Below are 20,185 nucleotides of genomic sequence, written 5' to 3'. Positions count from 1 at the left end.
GGGAAACAATCGCTTCCCCTTATTTTTAAGGAATTTTCTCATGATTGGTATTGTTGTTTCAGGCCACATCAACTTCGCGACCGGCATGCAGTCGGCCTTTCACGCCATCGCTGGCGAACAAGATCAGTTTGAATTTGTCGACTTCTTGGAATCCATGTCTACTGACGATTTAGAAGACGAGCTACGTAAAGCAGCGAAAGCGGTCAACACCGGTGACGGCGTGCTATTTTTATGTGATGTTCTGGGCGGCTCACCATGCAACCGTGCGATGAACATCATGCTGGACACCCCGAATATAGAAATAGTGGCGGGTGTGAACCTAGCGATGATCGCCAACTCGGCGTTTGAGCGCGATGGCAGCAACCTCGACGACTTGGTCGAAACCTTGTTGGAAATCGGTGGCTCGACCATGCAATCGATGCGTCAGGCGCTCGCGAAAATCAGCGCGGCCGCGGCAGATGACGACAACGGTTTATAAGTATGCGTTTCGCCCTATTAGCGGATAAGGTCTTCACCCCAAATGGGGTGGAGCACGCCACCGCCGTGATCGTCAATGGCGATACCATCGAAGCGGTGACCAAGCAGATCCCAAGTGATTGTGAGTGCATTCGCCTTGAAGGCCTGTCTCTGATGGCTGGCTTTGTTGATATTCACATTCACGGCCGCGCCGGTTGTGACGTCATGGACGCCACACCTGAGGCGCTACAAACCATCAGCGATGCCCTACCTGAAACGGGCGTTGTCGCCTGGTGTGGCACCACCGTCACCGCGCCGATGGACGAGATCCACGCCGCGCTCAGTGGCGTGAACGACTTCATCGCACAAGGCCAGACCTCGGGCGCCGAACTGGTAGGCTCATTCTTAGAAGGGCCTTACTTTACCGAACCGTTTCGTGGTTCGCACCCAGCGCGCTTTTTAAAAGCCGCGACACTGGATGAGCTTGAGCAGCTCAGCTCCTGCGCCGGTGACTCCTTACTGCGCGTGGCACTCGCGCCGGAATACGACGGCTCGATGGCTGTGATTGACTGGTTGGTAGCTCGCGGGATCAAAGTCAGCGTTGCCCACACCAGCGCCACCTTCGATCAGGTGACCGAAGCACATCAGCATGGCGCCGACTGTGGCGTGCACCTGTTTAATGGCATGTTGGGGCTGCACCACCGTGAGCCCGGCTGTGCCGGCGCGGTGCTGTATCACGACATGCTGGCCGAAATCATCCCCGATGGCGTGCATGTCAATCCGGTGATGATGAATCTGGCGCACCGCATGAAAGGGTACGAGAAAATGGTCCTCATTACCGATTGCATGCGTGCCGGTGGCATGCCCGATGGCGACTATGTCCTCGGCGCGCAAACCGTCACCGTCACCGATGGCAACGCCATAACCCAAGACGGCTCTCTGGCCGGCAGCACCTGCAGCCTCGACAAAGCGCTGCGCACCATGGTATTCGATGCAAAGATCCCTCTATGGGAAGCGGTTCAAATGAGCACCGCTGTGCCTGCGCGCTACCTCGGACTCGAGCAGCGTTTAGGCTCGATTGCCGCCGGTTTTGATGCCAGCTTGGTCGTCATGGACGATCAACTGCACGTTCACCGCACCCTAATCAAGGGGCAGTGGGCATTTCATTCTCAAGAATAACGAGGGTTCCTAATGGATATTCGTCAACCCATTCACAGTGCACACGCGAAAACGCTCGACACCGACGGGCTGCGTGAACAATTTCTTGTCGACACCGTGTTTGTCAACGGTGAAATCACACTGACCTACTCGCACATCGATCGCATCCTTTTTGGTGGCATCGTCCCAACGCAAAAGCCACTGGAGTTAGCCGCAGGCAAAGCGCTTGGCGTGGAGTACTTCCTGCAGCGTCGCGAATTGGGTCTGATCAACCTTGGCGAAGCGGGCAAAGTCACCGTCGATGGTCAGGTCTACGAGATTGCCGAGCGCGAAGCTTTGTACATCGGTATGGGCGCCAAAGACGTCACCTTTGAAAGCGTTGACGCCAGTACTCCTGCGCAGTTCTACATGAACTCCACCCCGGCGCACCACGCCTACCCAACGCGCAAAATCACCCTCGATGATGCAGAAAAAGTCACGCTGGGCAAGGCCGAAAACTGCAACGTGCGCACCATCAGCAAATACATCGTGCCGTCGGTGCTGCCAACGTGTCAGCTGACCATGGGCTTAACCCAACTGCACCAGGGCTCGCTGTGGAACACCATGCCATGCCACACGCACGAGCGCCGCATGGAAGTGTACCTCTACTTTGACATGACGGATGACAACGTCGTGTTCCACTACATGGGCGAGCCGACGGAAACCCGTCACATCGTGATGCGTGAAAAACAAGCCGTGATATCACCAAGTTGGTCGATCCACTCCGGTGTTGGCACCGCCGCGTACTCATTCATCTGGTCTATGTGTGGGGAAAACCAGACTTTTGACGACATGGACCACGTGGCCATGTCTGACTTACGCTAAATCAGGCGACTGATTTTTCATACTAACGATTAATACACGCTCTCATGCTCACCCTCGAAGACAACCGTGCGTGAGGGCTGCTTTATAAAGGAAATGCATCATGAACATGTTCGATTTAACAGGTAAAGTCGCGATTGTCACTGGCTGTGATACGGGGCTTGGTCAAGGCATGGCCGTGGGGCTGGCCAAAGCCGGCGCTGATGTACTGGGTATTGGCTACGTAGACGCACCAGAAACCAAAGCGATGATCGAAGCCGAAGGCCGTCGTTTTGAATACATCAACGCGAACCTTATTGCCAACTCAAACAAGGCAGCACTGACCGAGCTTGTTGACCAAGCGGTTGAGATCATGGGGCGTGTGGACATCCTAGTGAACAACGCCGGCATCATCCGCCGTGAAGACCTGCTCGACTTCTCAGAAGATAACTGGGATGACGTCATCGCCATCAACCAAAAAGCTGTGGTATTCCTATCTCAAGCAGTGGCAAAACACTTCATCGCGCAGCAGTCAGGCGGCAAAATCATCAACATCGCCTCCATGCTCTCGTTCCAAGGCGGCATTCGCGTGATCTCTTATACCGCTTCTAAATCGGCCGTAATGGGCATCACCCGCGCCTTGGCGACCGAACTATCTGGCCACAACATCCAGGTGAACGCGATCGCCCCGGGTTACATGGCGACCAACAATACTCAGGCTCTGCGTGAAGACGCGGCGCGCAACCAGGCTATCTTGGAGCGCATCCCAGCGGGTCGTTGGGGTCTACCAACCGACATGCAAGGCCCGGTCACCTTCCTAGCTTCAGACGCCTCAAACTACGTCACTGGTTATACTCTTGCCGTGGATGGCGGCTGGTTAGCTCGCTAATAAGGAGCCGGCATGACACTCAATAAAGCGCACGTACTGGATCAGATGAAACGCGTTTACCGCTACCAAGTGGCAAACCAAACGCGCAGCGTGATCCGCCGCAGCGGGGCCACGCGCTTCATCAAAGATACCGACTGGGAGCGCGGCGTTTTCTGGTCCACCGTGGCTGCCGCCTGGAAAGCGACAGACGATCAAGAGTACCTCTATGGGGTGATGAATTACACCCTGCACACTGGTTTTCGTACTGGCGCCTTCCCGCGCTTTGCCGACGACCACGTGTGCGCGCAGGCGTACCTGGACGTGTACCCAACGGTGAACATTCCGGAAGCGTTAGAGCCAACCATTAAAGCGTTCGACCTTATGGTCAACGATCCGAAACCGGGTCACCGAGACTGGTGGTGGGTGGATTCGCTGTTCATGGCGCCGCCGGCGTTTGCGGCACTGTCACGCGAAACCGGTGACGACAAGTATGTCAACTACATGCACAACGCCTTCTGGGACTCGGTGAATCACCTGTACGATCCGGAGACGGGCCTGTACTACCGTGATTATCGCTACATGCCAACCGAAGTGGGGCAAAAGTACCGAAACGAATTTGGGGATGGCGGCAGCGAGTTTCGTGAAGCCAATGGTGAAAAAGTCTTCTGGTCGCGCGGACTGGGCTGGATGCTGGCCGCCGTGCCGCGCATCCTCGAGCGTCTGCCAGAAAACTTTGACGAGCGCGAGTGCTACCGCACCCTGTTCGTTAACCTCGCCAAAGAAGTGGTGAAGTACCAGCGTGACGACGGTTTTTGGCGGGCGAGCCTGCTGGATCCGGATTCGTTCCCGGCACCGGAATCGAGCGCAACGGCACTGTTCACCTTTGGACTGGCGTGGGGCCTCAACCAGGGTTTACTGGATGACGCGACCTACCAGCCTATCGTGCACAAAGCGTGGGCGGCGTTAGAAACAGCTATTCATGACAACGGCATGATCGGCTGGGTACAGTTGCCGGCATTCAACCCGCGTGATGTGCAGTTTGAGCACAACATAGATTACGGGGCCGGGGCGTTTATTCTGGCGGCGATTGAAGTATCGAAGCTAGCGTAACGTGCAGCATAAATGGTAAAGAGAGAGCGGCGCTAATGCGCCGCTTTTTTTATGGATAAAAAATAAAGTAAAATAATAAAATCACATATGTATTTTCTTTTTTTATTCTATTTATTTTTGTATTTAATATATTTTTATAGGTTAAATCAAAGTTTTATAAATACATTTTTGATAAAATTGCCGCGTAATGTGAAATATATTTATCTTTAATATGTAAATACTTTTTAGGAATATTTATGAAAAAACTCATTGCGATTAGTATTGCTTCTGTACTCTTCTCATCTGCTATTTACGCAGGCGACACCTATTTGATTCAACATGTTGAAAATGCGCCAGTTATTGATGCAAATGAAGATGATGGCGCATGGGGAAAAGCGGACGCTCTGACTCAGTTTACTTTTCCTTGGGATACAAAACTAGCACCTGCGACCGAATTTAAAGCAGTTTGGGATGATGAAGCCATCTATTTCCGTTACCGAGTGGATGACAAGCATGTCACGATTGGCGAAGGTGAACGTGGCGCCTTGGATTCCGACCGCGTTGAAATATTTTTAGCGAAAAATCGCGATCTAGAAAAATATTACACGATGGAGATCGATGCTAAAGATCAAATATATAGCGCGATAGGTACTTTCGATACGAAAATTAATAAACGCACCTCTTTAATAGAATATGAGTGGGAAGGGCTAAAAACTAGCTCTACCGTCACGGATTATGGCTACTTGGTCGAAGGCTCTATCCCGATGTCGACGTTAACCAATATGCAGCTGTGGCATAATAATGACAAAACTGAGCTAATTTGCGCTCTAATGCGTGCGGAGTTTACTAAGACAGAAAGCGGTATCGATATGGGTTGGATTGCGTGGAATGATCCTAGGCTTCCAAAACCTGCGTTTCATAATCCAAAACCTTTTGGTACATGCAAACTTGTTAAATAAAATAAAAAGCGCCATTGATTGGCGCTTTTTTATTGAAGACGATATTTATGCGCGGATGCATCGCAAACTCTATGTTGCGATGCATTCATCGTCTTAACGCTGATAACGCAATAGACCTAATAGACCCAGTCCAAACAACAGTAATGGTGATGTCGAGCCACCACTGCCACCTGAAGATGATGGAGATGTTGGTTCTTCGGGTGCTTCTGGCTCTACCGGTTGCGTTGGAATCGATGGTTCCATAGGGATCAGTGGCAAGCTCGTTGTTGTGAGCGTTACTTCTTGTGGCATGGCAAAGTCGCTGCTTAATGTCACCATGGTTTCATCGCCAGAGATGGCGACTTGCGCATCACCGGCTGAAAGTTGCCATTTCCCTTTGATGGTATAAGTAATACTGACAGGATCAGGTCCGGTGGTTAAATCTGGCAGTAACTGGTTATCTACGCCTTTTTGGTAGTTAAGATCCAGTGATGCGCCTGATAACACCATTTTTTGTTGTAGGGCATCAACACGAAGCAGCGTCTGAGACGGCTTGTCTACATGAGTGATGTAGCCTTGATCAAAGGTAGACTCAGCAAAATTGGTGTAACCGAAGAGATTGGATGACGTATCCTTCACCACTTGACGCAGTTCATCACTTTGCAAGGTTACAAAACGTGGTTGCGCTTTAAATGCGCTCGCCAGTTGCGTCATCTCTTGTGGTGTAGTTTCCATCACCATGATGTATTCGTATTGCTTATTATTCGGAGCAACGCCATGGTCAATCCAAGCACTAGAGAAGTTGCCAAAGGTAACGGCTTTAGTTTTGTTATGCTTTGACGTTTGCCCACCACGGTATACCTTTACCGGATCGGTGTTCACGAGGTAGTAACCGACATGGTTGTCGTCAATGATCCAATCGCCTGACTGCAAGGTTTTATTTAATGTGCTTCCCGTATAATCAACACCATTAATATTTACCCCTTTTCCTGAACGCATTGCCAATTGAAATAGAGTCGTTTCAGTGCGATTTCTGCCATCCAGATTACGGATGTTATTACCCGTCAAATAGATAAATTTCTCTGAGCCTAGCGCATGTTTGTTCATCTCAAAGCTTGGCTCGAAACGGTCTAAATCTTGTGGTGCTTTATGTTTAAAACTAAATAGTGTGTATTGGTTTTCTAACGATGTCGCTCCCGATAAGCCGACATCAGAGAGTATCATCAGCGTAGAAGAGCGAGGGCTTTCAAGCTCGTTGATGGGTAAGTGGATAGTGGTAGTGCCCGGATTACGGTTCCAGTCCCATCCATCTTGCTTATAGCCATGAGTGACAGGGTCCCCGAGCGGGAGTACATGCACCGAGCCGTGCGACTGGTAACGACCGTAACGGTTATCGTTGGTATAGATTTCTGAAGACCAAACGTCTTGGTTATACCCTTTGAAAATCGCCATACGATCGCCTACCCGATGAACAGCAAAGGCACCACCGTTAAAGGTCCAGCTCCCCTCAGGCAAGGTCGCTGGGGTAATGGATTCTCCAAAAATAGTCACACTTTGAGCTGCACTTTGCTTAGTTATCGTGAGATAGATACTCGCTAGCTCTTTGTCTACCGTAGGGTAACTAAGGGCTATATTTTTCATGCTTTCAGCAAAATTGCTGTTGACGGATAGATCAGTAAAAGGGTGACGACCTGCTATACACAAAGGAACCGTCGGGTTGGTATAAATCCATGCTGATATCATGGCTTTTTTTATCGTGTCCAGAGCGCCAGTTTGGAAGCCAAACTCATCACCTTTCATCAGATAAGCAAGATCCCCGATGCTAGTTAAGGCTGTGAATGCATAGCCTGGATAGTGACCTTTATGTCGCCATGCGGTGCCGTCCGGTCGAAAACCATCGTTGTAGCCCGGAGGATTACGATCAAGGGTTGCAGAGAGGAAATCGGCGTACTTATGCAGCAGTGCGACTTTTTCTCTCTCATCTGGATTAAGTAATATCATTGCCAGATTTTGCTGTGACAGGGTATTGAAAAAGTCCATATCCGTGCTGCTTGGGGTAACCTTCATTTCGAAGCCACGGTTACGGAATTCACGAGAAAACCACAGTAACGCTTTATAGGTTTCATCGAGCAGGCCCGCTTGACGCAGAGGCTCTTCCATTAACAATGCCGAAAGGTACCACCAACGGCCGCTGTAACCCCAGTGATGGGTTGTTCCTAGCGCACTGCCGTCGACAAAGCCTTGGTCGAACATGTGTTCTGTCATGAGAGTATACATTTCAGCAATGCGATCTTTGTTCGCAAGAGGATTGTGATACGCCTTGCCCAGATTAAGCATCAATTGAGCATATCCCGTGATTTTTGAGTTGTATTTATCGCCTTCACCCAGAAGGACGTAATCATTGTAGTCCGCTTTATCTTGCGCAGAGAGGTGGTTCGGTTGGTACGGCGTTTGCTGCGGATCAGTAATAAGGTGGCGGCCAGTTATGGTGCCATCAGCTCGTTTGATAATATTAAAGCTATTGAATTTGCTTTCTAAGCCAGAAAGGTTAGAACTGCCCGTACCGAGCTTTTGTATCAATCTGGTTTTGATTTGTTCGATGGCCGCGAGCTCTGCACTGGTCGGTGCGGGTAAGTTCTCCGGCAGGCCGAAATTAATCTCTTCGACTGGATAACGTGTGGTGATTTGATCATCACTCCATTGGTAACGGCTGTCATCAATGGATACCATAATGCGGTCAATATATAACTTACCATAACCAGTGTTTGGTGCGTTTAGTATGATTTGGCCAAACTTATTTGGGACTGATGACGTAAAGTCATTATTAAGTGATAGTGTCACGTTTCGCCACCCGGTGAAGTTTAAATTAATGGTGGTGGTACGTGGGTAAGCGCCATCAGGATTGGCTAACGTCAGCGTGGCGTGGGATGCGCTTGGCGTTTCGTTATACAGCCAAAAGGAAATAATCTGTGTGGCTGAACTGCCGTAGAGTGCACGAGCTTCGGTATCGGTATAGCGGGTGAATGTTTTATTTATCACTAATTTTTCACCTGCGTTCCATTGCCACAAGAGCGATTGATCACCCAATATCGCGCGCTTAGTACTTAGGCTAACCGCCGTTACATCGCTGTTAATCCACGTCGGGATGCTGCTTTCCTCAAAACTAAGGATCGTGGGTGTAAGGGAAGCGAAAGCGCTTTGCGCCATTAAAGCACTGCCAATTAACAGTGCGACTTTATTTATAGGAAGGAGAGCGGTTTTTTTCATTGAAGTATCCAAGTGAGAATCATGTCTCAAGTTATTCAAAGCATTTGTTAGGGTTTTATTTCAAATTCAGTGGCGGCGCCAAATAGACTTGAAATGGTCACTATGGTTGTGTTGTCGCGGTATTGATGGCGAATGGCCTGATCTATTTGCCACTTACCCCGAAAAGTCAGCTCAATGATGACCGGCTTGTTTGGTGCCTCTGTGGGCCCATACGCCCACTCTTTGACGAGGTTGAGATCCATCGCGGACACACTGAGTTTGACGTTTCCGCTTGCTAACGTCTGTGCCAACACTTGAGCGGCTTGACTGACGTCTTGCAAGACACCGTGAGAGAAGTGAGCAGCACTAAAGGCACTGTATCCATATAAGCCATTTACTCTGACAAGGTGGTGGTTATCACTGGTTTCTAGAATTTCGCCCGGTTTTTCGGATGCATCACGAGCGGCGTTTTTATAACGCTGTGCGAACTGCTGCATTTCTTCAGCTGTGGTATTCATCACCACCAAATATTCATAGTGGGCGTTCGTCGGGTTTACCCCGTGATCGATCCAAGCGGTCACGAACTCGCCTTGAGTCGCTTTTTTGGTTTTGTTATGGCCTGAGTGTTGTACGCTTCGGGTAACCCGAACTGGGTCCACATCAATCAGAAAGTAACCCACGTTATTGCTATCAATTAACCAGTCGTGATTGGTCAGTGTGATGGTTAAGTTCGCATCAGAATGGAGAGAGCCATTAATATTGATGCTGGTCGCGCTGCCGTTGGTGGCGAGTTGGAATAAGGTGGTTTCCGTTGCTTCGTCATGGTCACTAAGAGAATTGCTAATGTGATTTCCCGTCATGTAAAGCATGTTTTCTGTCGCCAATACGTGCTTATTGGCGCGGAATGTGGGGTCAAAATTCGGGTATTTGCGCTCAACGTGTTTGTGACTAAAGATGGTATGCTTCTGGTCTAAAGAGGTAGCGGCGCTTTTTCCCTCTTTCGAATACATCATCAGGGAATCACGAGTAAAACTTTCGAGTTTATCTAAATCGACTTTAATTCCGGTTGCGCCAGGGTTACGCGCCCAGTCCCAGCCATTTTCTTGATAGCCGTGTTGTTTCAGCTTGCCATACGGCATCACATGCACGCTGCCATTGCTTTGATAACGGCCGTAACGATTATCGTGGGTATAAATTTCAGAGCTCCATACCACATCGTTATACCCTTTCATAAAGGCCATTTGCGTGCCGTGTCGATGTACGGCAAACGCACCACCATTAAACGACCAGCTTCCCTCCGGCAGGGTGGCTGGAGAGATGGTTTTTCCAAAATGTTTGGCACTGTCTTTTGAAGATAATCCCCTGATTTGCAGATAAATCGAAGCCAACTCTTCATCAAGCTGTGGGTAGCTTTTGGCTAATAACTTCATACCTTGCGCGTAACGTTTAACGCTTAAATCATCGAAAGGGTGGCGCCCGGAAATGCCCATGGGCACCACAGGGTTAGAATAAATCCAGCCAGCGATCATGGCTTTTTTAAGCTTATCCAATCCCGGTTTTTGAACCGCAAACTCGGTACCGTGAAGGGCATAAATGACCTGTGCGATATGATCAAATCCGTGAAACGCATAATTCGGGTAATGCCCCATATGACGATAAGCGGTACCATCATCACGCAATCCATCAAAAGACGATGGTGGTGTTTGCGCCAGAGCTTGAGTGATAAAATGGCCAAACTTACTCACCAATGCAACGCGCTCTTTTTCATCGGGATTGAGCAAAATGAGTGCTAAATGCTGGCGAGATAGCGTATTAAAATAGTCTAAATTGGAGCTCTGTGGTTTTATCTCCATATCGAAGCTGGCTTTAAACTCACGCGCATGCCAAAGCAAAGCGTCGTAGACTTCTGGCAGCAAGTCGTTCTGCTCAAGCACATCTTGCATCAGCAACGCGGAAGAATACCAACCTCGTGATGAGTAGCCCCAGTGGTGGGTGCTGACAAGACTGCTGCCTTTAGCAAAACCTTGATCGAGCAAATGCCTGGTCATGAGGAGATACATTTCAGACAATGCCGCGCGTTCTGCGGCATCTTTGTTTTTAACATAGCGACTGGCAATATCGAGCATGAGATCGGAGTAACCAAGGTGCTGGATGATCCCGAATTGGTCTTTTTTTCCTAAAATGGCGTATTCTTTAAAGTCTTCTAAATCTTCAGGCAATAGATAGCGTGAGTTATAAATGACTTGCTGCTTATCGGTAAGAATGTGCCGACCACGAATTACTCCTTCCACTTCTCGTATTTGGAAGTCATCAAATTTAGCTCGCAGAGCAGGAAGTCTGATGTTGCTGTCTGCCAGTAATGTGATGGTTTTTTGTTTGACCGCATTCAGCGCTTGTTTTTGTTGCTCAGTCGCTTCAGGTAAAGAAGTGGGTAATCCAAAGTCGATCTCTGGGAAATGGCCTGCCATTCTGTTTTTGACATGATAATCCGACCACTGATAACGGCCATCATCAATAGAAAACATCACTCGGTCGATAAATAGCTCACCAGAGTCATGAGTTGGTGCCACAAACTGAACGGTATCGAGCTCTTTAGTGACGGGCTGCTCAAAGTCACTGTCCAAAGATAACCCAAAGGCGCGCCATCCTTTAAAATTGAGGTTAATCGCTTTTTCACTTGGATTATTGCCTTGCTTTGAAAGTAACAAGGTCATCGATTGATCTAACGGTACTTCGTTGTAAACCCAAAACGAAATGACTTGAGTTGCTTTCTTACCAAACGCTTTTTTCGCTTGCTTGTTATCGTAGCGCTGGATGCGTTTTTTGATCGTAAGGATATCGCCAGCTCGCCATTTCCAAAGTAACGATTGCTCGCCTAAAATCGCACGTTTTTTACTTATTTCACCATGGCTAACAAACGTTGGCCGCGTTTGTTCTTCAAAGCTGATAATGGTGGATTGCAACGGTGAAGTACTCGCGTATGCGAAAGAAGCGGATGTTACACTAGCAATAATAAGTGCTGACCTTAGCAATGAGCCTGACATGAATTAAAACTAACTCTGCTTACATTTGCTTTTTATATTGCTACAAATGCTTTCGAATAAAAACAAAAAAACTTTTGTTTTGTTTCGCTTTGTGATCTAGAACATTGGTCGTTGCTTCTGTTTCACGTATATTCCCCTGTTAAAGAACCGCTTCCGTGGAGGCCACAATGTCTAAAGGCAAACCCACACACTTTCACATGATGGCTAAGCCCGTCAGTTACCGTTGTAACCTTAAATGTGACTACTGTTTTTACTTAGAAAAAGAAGACACCATTCACACGCCGAACTCAGGCAATCAAGATCTGATGAGTGACAGTGTCCTTAAACGTTACGTGCGCGATTACATTGAATCTCAGGATGCTGACGTGATTGATTTTGCTTGGCAAGGCGGAGAGCCGACCTTGGCGGGATTGGACTTTTTTAAAAAAGTGGTTCAGTTTCAAAAGCAATTTGCTAACGGCAAAACCATTCACAATAGCTTTCAAACCAACGCAATTGGCATTAACCGCCAATGGGCAGAATTCTTTGCTGAAAACCGTTTTTTGATTGGCGTTTCGGTCGATGGCACAGCCGATATTCACGATAAATACCGCGTATCGGTCAACGGTAAACCGACTTTCCAGCGTGTTAAGCAAGCGATCGATTTGCTCAAAGAGTACAACGTCGAATTTAACACCTTAACTGTCATCAATGATGAAAACTGGGACAAAGGGAAAGAGGTGTACCATGCACTGAAAGACCTCGGCTCTCAGTTCCTACAGTTTATTCCTATCGTCGAAATTCGCCCAGAATGCAACAAAGGCGTGCAATCCTACTCACCGGTTGAAAATGCTGAATTGGCGCCTTTCTCTGTACCGGCCGAAGGCTACGGCAAGTTCATGATCGACGTCTTTAACGAGTGGGTACTCAACGATGTAGGTAAGGTATACGTGCGTATGTTCGACAGCATTCTAGCCTGCTGGATGGGACATTCTGCTTCGGTCTGTGTCCAGGCCAAAAACTGCGGCCAGGCGATGATCATCGAAGCCAATGGCGATATGTACTCCTGTGACCACTATGTTTACGACGACAATCGCCTTGGGAACATGATGCAGACGAACATCAAACAACTGGCTTTAAGTAAGCAACAACGTAACTTTGGTCTTGATAAATCCAGAACACTAACGAGTCAATGCCTTAACTGTAACGTTCAAGAGTTGTGCTACGGCGGTTGCCCAAAACATCGCATCAATGTCATTGAAGGTGAGCATCATCGCCAGAACTATTTATGCCCATCTTACAAAGCAATTTTCACACATACAGCGCCTGCAATGCATCACATGTCTGAAGCTATCCGTCGTGGTGGCCTGGCTGCTGATGTTATGCCGATGATGGCGCAATTTTACAACCGTTAAGAGGTTAATCATGTCATTTAAAAAGAGCGTGCTTGCAGGGATGGTTGGGGCCGCGTGTATTGCCGCGCCAATGCACTCCCTTGCCGCAGACGAGAAACCTAACGTACTCGTCATTGTCATGGACGATTTGGGGAAGCAGCAACTGGATTTTGCGATGGGTGAAATCGAAAAAGAGGTGCTGAAAAAACGTTTTGTCTCTGATCGTTATAAAGTCGACTTCGACAAAGCCTATGACGCGGCAAAACGCGCCATGCCTAACGTGACTCAACTGGCGAAAGAAGGGGTAAGCATGACCAATGCTTACGTTGCGACGCCAGTGTGTGGCCCATCACGCGCAGGGATTTTAACCGGACGCTTCCCTCACAGCTTCGGCATCTACAGTAATGATGATGCGCACCATGGCGTACCGCGTGATGTCACCATGCTTCCTGAGCTGTTCCAGGAAAATGGTTATGCCACCGCAAATATTGGTAAATATCACAACGCCAAGATCACCAAAACCAAGGTGCCTGAGAACCAAAGAACGCGTGACTACCACGATAATGAAATTTCAAAACCTGAAAAAGGGTTTTTCCCGAATGATCGCGGTTTTGATTACTCATACTCATACTTTGCCTCTGGTTCTGCCGTTTACAACTCCCCAGCCGTTTTCCGTAACTATGAGAACATTACCGCTTGGGGTTTCCTCACGCACAATCTGACCAATGAAGCGCTGAACTTCATTGATAAAGCTGATAAAGAAGATAAACCTTTCTTTATCAATTTGGCTTACTCTGTACCGCACATTCCATTGGAACAGCCTGCTCCGAATAAATACATGAGTAAGTTCGATACTGGTAACGTGGAAGTCGATAAATACTATGCGCACATCAATGCGTCTGATGAAGGCATTGGCCAAATTATCGATAAGCTAAAAGAAACAGGTGAGTACGAAAATACACTCATTTTTTTCTTGTCGGATAATGGCGCCGTGGGTGAATCTCCGATGCCTCGTAACGGCATGAATAAGGCATACAAAGGTCAGCGCTACCGTGGTGGTGTTAACGTACCATTCATTGCGCACTGGAAAGGCGTATTACCAGAGCGCAGTACCAACGATACCTTAGTATCGGCCATGGATATTCTGCCAACGGCATTGAGTGCTGCCGGGATTGATATTCCGAGTGAGTTGAAAGTCGATGGCGTTGATATTCTTCCAACCATGCAAGGGGCGCGCAATAAGCCACACCCATATCTGTACTGGGCGGGTCCGCGTGCATTCCACTATGATGCAGAGAAAAATGACGCGTTCTGGTCACAGTACTGGGACTGGATCACTTATAAACAACCCAACGTAGAGCCAAGCCCTTACGTTGAACGTAAATCTCGCGGTGAGTGGGCAATTAAAGATCAAGAGTGGTCTTTGCATTTTTACGACGATGGTAATCATGTGTATGAGCTGTATAACTACTCAAAAGACATTTCAGAGTCGAACAACTTAGCCAAACAGTACCCTGAAAAAGTCACAGAGATGAAAGCCGCGTTTTATGAGTGGATCAAAACCAAACCTGCACCTATGGGTTGGGGCCAAGACCGCTACCAGATTCTGACTGAGTCAGCGAAGAAGTAGTGACCAAGTCTTCATTCATTAATGAAGCCTTTGATTCAAACAGTAACAGATAAAAAAAGGCTCCTTCAGGAGCCTTTTTTATGTAGGTATCCGATGAAAAAAGTCATTAAAGCCACAGAAAGACCGACCATACCCTATGAGCATCCAGATTTGGCACTTTATTGGCGCACGTTTTGCCAACACATCAGCAAACTGCTGCGCGGAAAAAATGCACTGAGTAAAAATGATGCCGTAATCCAACAGATATTCAGTGATTCCTCGTTGAGCCTTAAATCTAAGTGTGAGCATTTTGCTGACTATATAGCTGAGGCTTTTGCTTACTACAGTGTCGATAATTTTACTCACGCTTATTATCCTGGCATGCCGAGCCAGCAGGGTGCGCGTATGGATGCGATGGAAGGGTGTAGCCGCGTTTTGCCAACGCTGGCCTTCTGGGCTGCGCGAGATCCAATTGAAGATAGTGATCCGTTTTACGCGCGCAAGATCGATGCGATTAATTGGTTAAAACACGCCTTTATTGCCGGCACTAACCCAACACATAAAGGTTACTGGGGCGCACTCCAGGATTATGACCAACGTACGTGCGAAAGTGCCGATCTGGCACTCGCGTTATGGGCAAGCAAAGAGAGCGCATGGGATACGTTTACTCAGAGCGAAAAAGATCAAATCATCGCCTGGTTTGAACAGGTCAATCATGTTCAAGTGGTCGACAATAACTGGCATTTATTCCCTGTTACCGTTCAGTTGGTCATTCAATCGCTTACCGGTAGAGAGTGCGTTGATATGTGGCGTTATGAACGGGTGAAAGAGTTCAACGTCGGTGAAGGGTGGTTCCGAGACGGCGCCAAAGGCAACTACGATTTTTATAACGCGTGGGGGTTTCATTACTCGCTGTATTGGATCGATCAGATTAATCCAGAGTTCGACCGTGACTACATTCGACGCAATCTGTGTGAGTTCTCCAGCAAGTTCCGTTACTTATTCACACCGCAAGGCTTACCGTTTTTTGGGCGAAGTGCGTGTTATCGCCTGGCCGCCGCGGCGCCACTTATTGCAAACCTTGATGTACAGGACGCGATGGATACACCACTCCATTCCGGTGAGGTGAAACGCGCGTTGCAAACCAACTTCGAATACTTTATCGCCAATGGGGCGCTTAAGCATGGTGTGCCTACACAAGGGCTGTTTGCTAGCGATGCACGGCTCACGGATAACTACAGCGGGCCAGCGAGCAGTTTGTGGTCGTTGCGCGCTCTCAATATCGCGCTGTATTGTGGTGATCGATGTGGATTATGGCAGGCAGAGAGTGCGCCACTCGCAGTAGAAAAAGAAGATTTTTCCTTTCGTATTCCTTCTATTTATGCTTTTGTCACTGGTTGTCAGGAAACGAAAGAGGTCGTGGTGATTTTTGAGCAGGAGTACACTCAAGATCAAACGCCGATGAGCCGACGCTTAGAGACCCAAAGCGTCCTCGATAAAGGCAAAGAAATTCTGCTGGGAAGAGCATTCAGACCCAAAAATAACCTTTTGAGAAAAGGCATTACGTGCTATAGCTCGAAAATGTCAAATTTTTTCTAGTTCCGCCAAACTGTGATCTTGATCAGCTAACTTTCGTCAACTTTCGATTATTATAACGAAAGTTGTCGAAAGAATTGGAGGGTCTATCATGTTTTTAGTTTCAACTCAGGATATGCTACGTAAAGCACAAGAAGTCGGTTACGCGGTTCCTGCATTTAACATTCACAATCTTGAAACCGTACAAGTCGTACTGGAGACCGCAGCTGAAATGCGTTCACCTGTTATTTTAGCGGGTACTCCTGGTACTTACGCTTACGCCGGTACCGATTACCTGGTGAATATTTGTAAAGCAGCAGCACGTCGCTATCACATGCCGATTGCGCTTCATCTTGACCATCACGAGTCAATGAAAGATATCCGCAATAAAGTTGAAGCCGGCATCAAATCTGTAATGATTGATGGCTCGCACTTCAAGTTTGAAGAGAACATTGAGCTGGTTAAAAAAGTCGTTCAGTTCTGTCACGTATGGGATTGTACGGTTGAAGCCGAGCTCGGCCGTCTTGGTGGTATCGAAGACGATCTTGTTGTTGATGCTAAAGACGCAATGTATACAGACCCTGATGCGGCTGCAGAATTCATTCAGCGCACTGGTATTGACTCTCTGGCGGTGGCCATTGGTACTGCTCATGGGATGTACAAAGAAGAGCCACGTCTGGACTTTGATCGTTTAGGAAAAATCCGAGCAAAAACTGACATACCACTGGTATTGCATGGTGCATCTGGCGTGTCGGATGAAGACGTCACCCGCAGTATCGAACTGGGTATCTGTAAAGTTAACGTTGCGACAGAGCTAAAAATCGCGTACGCCAACGCACTAAAACAGTACTTCCTTGACAACCCGGATGCGAATGACCCTCGCCATTACAACGTCGCTTCTAAAGCCGCCATGCGTGACGTCATCATCTCGAAGATCAACGTTTGCCGCAGCGCAGATAAACTATAACTACCCGTTTTAGCACGACCCCTCGCCCTCAGAGTATTTTGTGCTTTACCGATTGTGACTATTACTAGCTAATAGCAAAAGGGGGTCACAATCGGTTTTTTCAATTTTGGGACACAACCTAAATGACGACATTTTCATATAAGAAAATTGCCATTCTTGGTGAATGTATGATTGAGCTGTCTGGCCAACCGTTCTCTACCCAAGAGCAACGTTTTGGCGGAGATACACTCAATACCGCTTTGTATCTATCACGTCTGGCACCGGAGGTTCATCCGGCCTACATCACTGTGCTTGGCGTTGATAATTACAGCAAGCATATGAAAACAGCATGGGAAGACGAGGGGATTGACTGCTCATTAGTCATGACCAACCAAGATAAGCTTCCTGCACTGTATGCGATTGAACTTGCGGCTGACGGTGAGCGCTCTTTCCAATATTGGCGTAATGATTCGGCAGCACGCTACTTATGCCAGAACGAACGCTACTCTTGCGTTATGAACTCACTTGCCACGTTTGATCTGGTTTACCTATCGGGTATCTCACTGGCGATCTTGCCAGAAGAAGACAAACAAACACTGCTCGATTCTCTGCAAGTACTTAAACCGCAAGGGGTGAAAATTGCGGTGGATTCCAACTACCGTCCTCGCTTATGGGCAGGGAAGGAACATGCCATCCAATGGCTAGAAAAACTCTATCGTTTGGCGGACATCGCATTGGTCACCAGTGACGACGAAGCGTTGTTACTTGGTGAAAACATCAGCCCTGAAGCACTCACCACCCGTTTACGTAATTTTGGCGTGAGCGAAGTGATTGTGAAGCTGGGTAAAGACGGAGCGATGTTTAGCGATTCTGAACACAATGTAGCTGTGGCAACAGGTAACGTGGTGACTAATGTCGTTGACACGACAGCGGCAGGGGACTCATTCAACGCTGGATTCCTTGCGGCCTGGGCCACCGGCCGCACACTCAAAGAATGCTGCCATTGGGGTAATAAGCTGGCTGCAGAAGTGATTCAGCATAAAGGCGCTATTATTCCAGCGGAAAACACTCGTTATATCAACTCAATGATGAATTTATAATTATGAATACTAAAGAAATTAACATCAAACTGCGTCAACTTCGAGTGATGCCAGTTATCCAAATTGAAGATGCCAAAGACGCCCCATCACTAGCAAAAGTTCTAGTAGAAAACGGACTATCTGCTGCAGAAATTACCTTCCGTAGCGATGCAGCTGCTGAGTCTATCCGCCTAATGCGTGAAGCATATCCTGAAATGATTATCTGTGCAGGTACGGTTCTCAATACAGAACAAGCAAAACTTGCCATGGACTCGGGGGCGGACTTTGTGGTTTCTCCAGGCTTTAACCCAAACACGGTTCGTTACTGCTTAGAAAATAATATCCATATTATCGCTGGCGTTAACTCACCATCTCAAGTTGAGCAAGCGCTAGAAATGGGGTTGAACACTCTAAAATTCTTCCCAGCAGAAGCGTCTGGTGGTGTTGCCATGCTTCGTTCGCTCACAGGTCCATACAAAGGTCTTGAGCTAATGCCAACAGGTGGCGTGAATATCATCAACCTAAGCAACTACTTAAGAATTCCTGAAGTAGTATGTTGTGGTGGTACTTGGATTGCACCAGTTGATCGAATCACAGACAACGATTGGAATACAATCGCTGAGAATGTGCAAAACACGGTCAAAACCATTAAGAAAATCGGAGTTTAATAAATATGGAACACCATAAGACTACAGCTCCACGTGTAGCTTTATTACTTTCGGATGGCTTTGAAGATGCTGAGGCGGTAATTTTTATCGATATCCTAAGACGTTTAAACATTCACGTTGACGTTTTATCTTGTATGGAAACTAGGGAACTAGCAACGTACTTCAATACTCGTATCACTGCAGATGATACGCTAGCGAATTGCTTCGATGATAACTACGATGCGATCGCGATGGTTGGCGGACCCAAAAACACTGACAATATGACGGTTAACGAGATGGCAATTTCATTCATCAAGCGTCATATCGAGTTAGACAAATGGATTTGTGCACTTTGCTCAGCACCAGCAAAAGTCTTGTCTAAGCATGGGCTACTAGAAGGCCGTGAGTACTCAACGGGTGACAACTTGATCAGCGCATTCCCAGACGGTAAATACGTAGATAAAAAAATTGTTGTTGCTGACAAATTCATTACCGGCAAAGGTCTTGGCGTTGCGTTTGAATTTACATTTACCGTTGCAGAAAAATTGCTACCAGATAGCATAGAAAAAGTAGATAACCAAGCAAACCATATCTATTTTGAATATTGGAAAAATAAAAAACCGCAGTAAGAAGCACAAGTTAAGGAATGTTCATAGACTGAACATTAAACCATGAAAGATTCCATCTATCATTCAGTTCGGCTTTGCCTTATATCAAAAATGCTTACTTTTTCGTATCCGTCTAAAGTAAATTCAATCGCTTACGTTAAATGTTTTCAACGAACTCAATAGTTTTGTTTAGTAGCACTCTTTAAGCGCCACCATAAATTTAGTCTTGGATAGATGAAGTGATACGGTGGTGCTATAAGGTTCTATTCTAGGCCCACTTTTAGATGGATCACACAAAACCACCTTCTTTAGAAGGTGGTAATTTACTTAATGTCCTCTGTGTTGACTTGTGCATGTTATTAAATATATAGCTAGAGTCACATTCAAGTTTATCGTCTATTTTTTATCAGGCTTTGTTGTTGATATTTTCAAATATGGATGCAGCTACATATCGACATTATTTGCCGATTTTAAACATCGAGACTGATAGAATTAACTTTTGCGGTAGGAATAGCTGCTACTCACTTCAGTAAACTGAATATCAACTCAAATCAGTTGGTAAAAAGGTAAAAATGCAAGAAAGTTTAGCTTTATGAGTAATATCATCCTGGTTGGATTCGATCTGGAAAAATATTTTTCATATACACTCAGTTAATAAGGAAAAAATAGCATTGCAAGGGAGATACCATCGTGAATCTTAGTTTAGAGC

At 47.2% G+C, this 20,185-nt stretch carries 15 protein-coding genes; 13 read left to right on the top strand and 2 right to left on the bottom strand.

The annotated features are described in order from the left end of the window. Positions 1-40: 40 nt before the first annotated feature. The 6 genes from agaF (at position 41) to UF06_RS03565 (ending at position 5,370) form a co-directional block, all read left to right on the top strand. Positions 41-478 (top strand): PTS galactosamine/N-acetylgalactosamine transporter subunit IIA, encoded by a 438-nt coding sequence (gene agaF / locus UF06_RS03590; protein ID WP_045569215.1) that lies wholly within the window; start codon positions 41-43, stop codon positions 476-478. Positions 479-480: 2 nt separating this feature from the next. Continuing rightward, positions 481-1,635, top strand: a complete 1,155-nt coding sequence (nagA, locus tag UF06_RS03585) for an N-acetylglucosamine-6-phosphate deacetylase (protein WP_045569214.1) — start codon at positions 481-483, stop codon at positions 1,633-1,635. Between the two features lie 12 nt (positions 1,636-1,647). Next, the gene (gene kduI / locus UF06_RS03580; RefSeq protein ID WP_045569213.1) at positions 1,648-2,478 is read left to right on the top strand and encodes a 5-dehydro-4-deoxy-D-glucuronate isomerase; all 831 of its coding nucleotides are present in this window, start codon (positions 1,648-1,650) and stop codon (positions 2,476-2,478) included. 100 nt (positions 2,479-2,578) lie between these two features. Then, a complete protein-coding gene (gene kduD, locus UF06_RS03575) occupies positions 2,579-3,343 on the top strand; it encodes a 2-dehydro-3-deoxy-D-gluconate 5-dehydrogenase KduD (protein WP_045569212.1) in 765 nt (254 codons plus the stop codon). Positions 3,344-3,355: 12 nt separating this feature from the next. Next, positions 3,356-4,432: a glycoside hydrolase family 88 protein gene (locus UF06_RS03570; RefSeq protein WP_045569211.1), complete on the top strand. Its 1,077-nt coding sequence runs from the start codon at positions 3,356-3,358 to the stop codon at positions 4,430-4,432. Positions 4,433-4,668: 236 nt separating this feature from the next. After that, complete coding sequence (locus UF06_RS03565; protein WP_045569210.1) at positions 4,669-5,370, top strand: carbohydrate-binding family 9-like protein; 702 nt, start codon at positions 4,669-4,671, stop codon at positions 5,368-5,370. A 93-nt stretch (positions 5,371-5,463) separates the two neighbouring features. On the opposite strand, the gene UF06_RS03560 is transcribed toward UF06_RS03565, so the two are convergent. Together UF06_RS03560 and UF06_RS03555 are read right to left on the bottom strand one after the other, a co-directional pair. Further along, on the bottom strand, positions 5,464-8,616 hold the full coding sequence (locus UF06_RS03560) for a chondroitinase family polysaccharide lyase (protein ID WP_052702514.1): 3,153 nt from the start codon (positions 8,614-8,616) through the stop codon (positions 5,464-5,466). 47 nt (positions 8,617-8,663) lie between these two features. Next, a complete protein-coding gene (locus UF06_RS03555; RefSeq protein ID WP_052702513.1) occupies positions 8,664-11,558 on the bottom strand; it encodes a chondroitinase family polysaccharide lyase in 2,895 nt (964 codons plus the stop codon). Between the two features lie 248 nt (positions 11,559-11,806). Between UF06_RS03555 and UF06_RS03550 the strand changes: the two genes are divergently transcribed. The 7 genes from UF06_RS03550 to UF06_RS03520 all read left to right on the top strand — a co-directional run bounded on the left by UF06_RS03550 (position 11,807) and on the right by UF06_RS03520 (position 19,497). Beyond that, entirely contained in the window at positions 11,807-13,033 is a 1,227-nt protein-coding gene (locus UF06_RS03550; RefSeq protein ID WP_045569209.1) for an anaerobic sulfatase maturase, read from the top strand. 10 nt (positions 13,034-13,043) lie between these two features. Then, positions 13,044-14,642, top strand: coding sequence for a sulfatase-like hydrolase/transferase (locus tag UF06_RS03545; protein ID WP_045569208.1), 1,599 nt, complete (start codon positions 13,044-13,046; stop codon positions 14,640-14,642). A 93-nt stretch (positions 14,643-14,735) separates the two neighbouring features. After that, entirely contained in the window at positions 14,736-16,220 is a 1,485-nt protein-coding gene (locus UF06_RS03540; protein WP_045569207.1) for a DUF2264 domain-containing protein, read from the top strand. An 88-nt stretch (positions 16,221-16,308) separates the two neighbouring features. Beyond that, a complete protein-coding gene (locus tag UF06_RS03535) occupies positions 16,309-17,163 on the top strand; it encodes a tagatose bisphosphate family class II aldolase (protein WP_045569206.1) in 855 nt (284 codons plus the stop codon). A gap of 122 nt (positions 17,164-17,285) precedes the next feature. Beyond that, a complete protein-coding gene (locus UF06_RS03530; protein WP_052702512.1) occupies positions 17,286-18,242 on the top strand; it encodes a sugar kinase in 957 nt (318 codons plus the stop codon). Positions 18,243-18,244: 2 nt separating this feature from the next. Further along, on the top strand, positions 18,245-18,889 hold the full coding sequence (locus UF06_RS03525; RefSeq protein ID WP_045569204.1) for a bifunctional 4-hydroxy-2-oxoglutarate aldolase/2-dehydro-3-deoxy-phosphogluconate aldolase: 645 nt from the start codon (positions 18,245-18,247) through the stop codon (positions 18,887-18,889). Between the two features lie 5 nt (positions 18,890-18,894). Continuing rightward, on the top strand, positions 18,895-19,497 hold the full coding sequence (locus UF06_RS03520; protein WP_045569203.1) for a DJ-1/PfpI family protein: 603 nt from the start codon (positions 18,895-18,897) through the stop codon (positions 19,495-19,497). Positions 19,498-20,185 lie beyond the last annotated feature (688 nt).

Origin of the sequence: Vibrio sp. S234-5 (genome assembly GCF_000960595.1) — a bacterium.
Lineage (GTDB): Bacteria > Pseudomonadota > Gammaproteobacteria > Enterobacterales > Vibrionaceae > Vibrio.
This window is presented reverse-complemented; position numbering and strand designations above follow the sequence as displayed.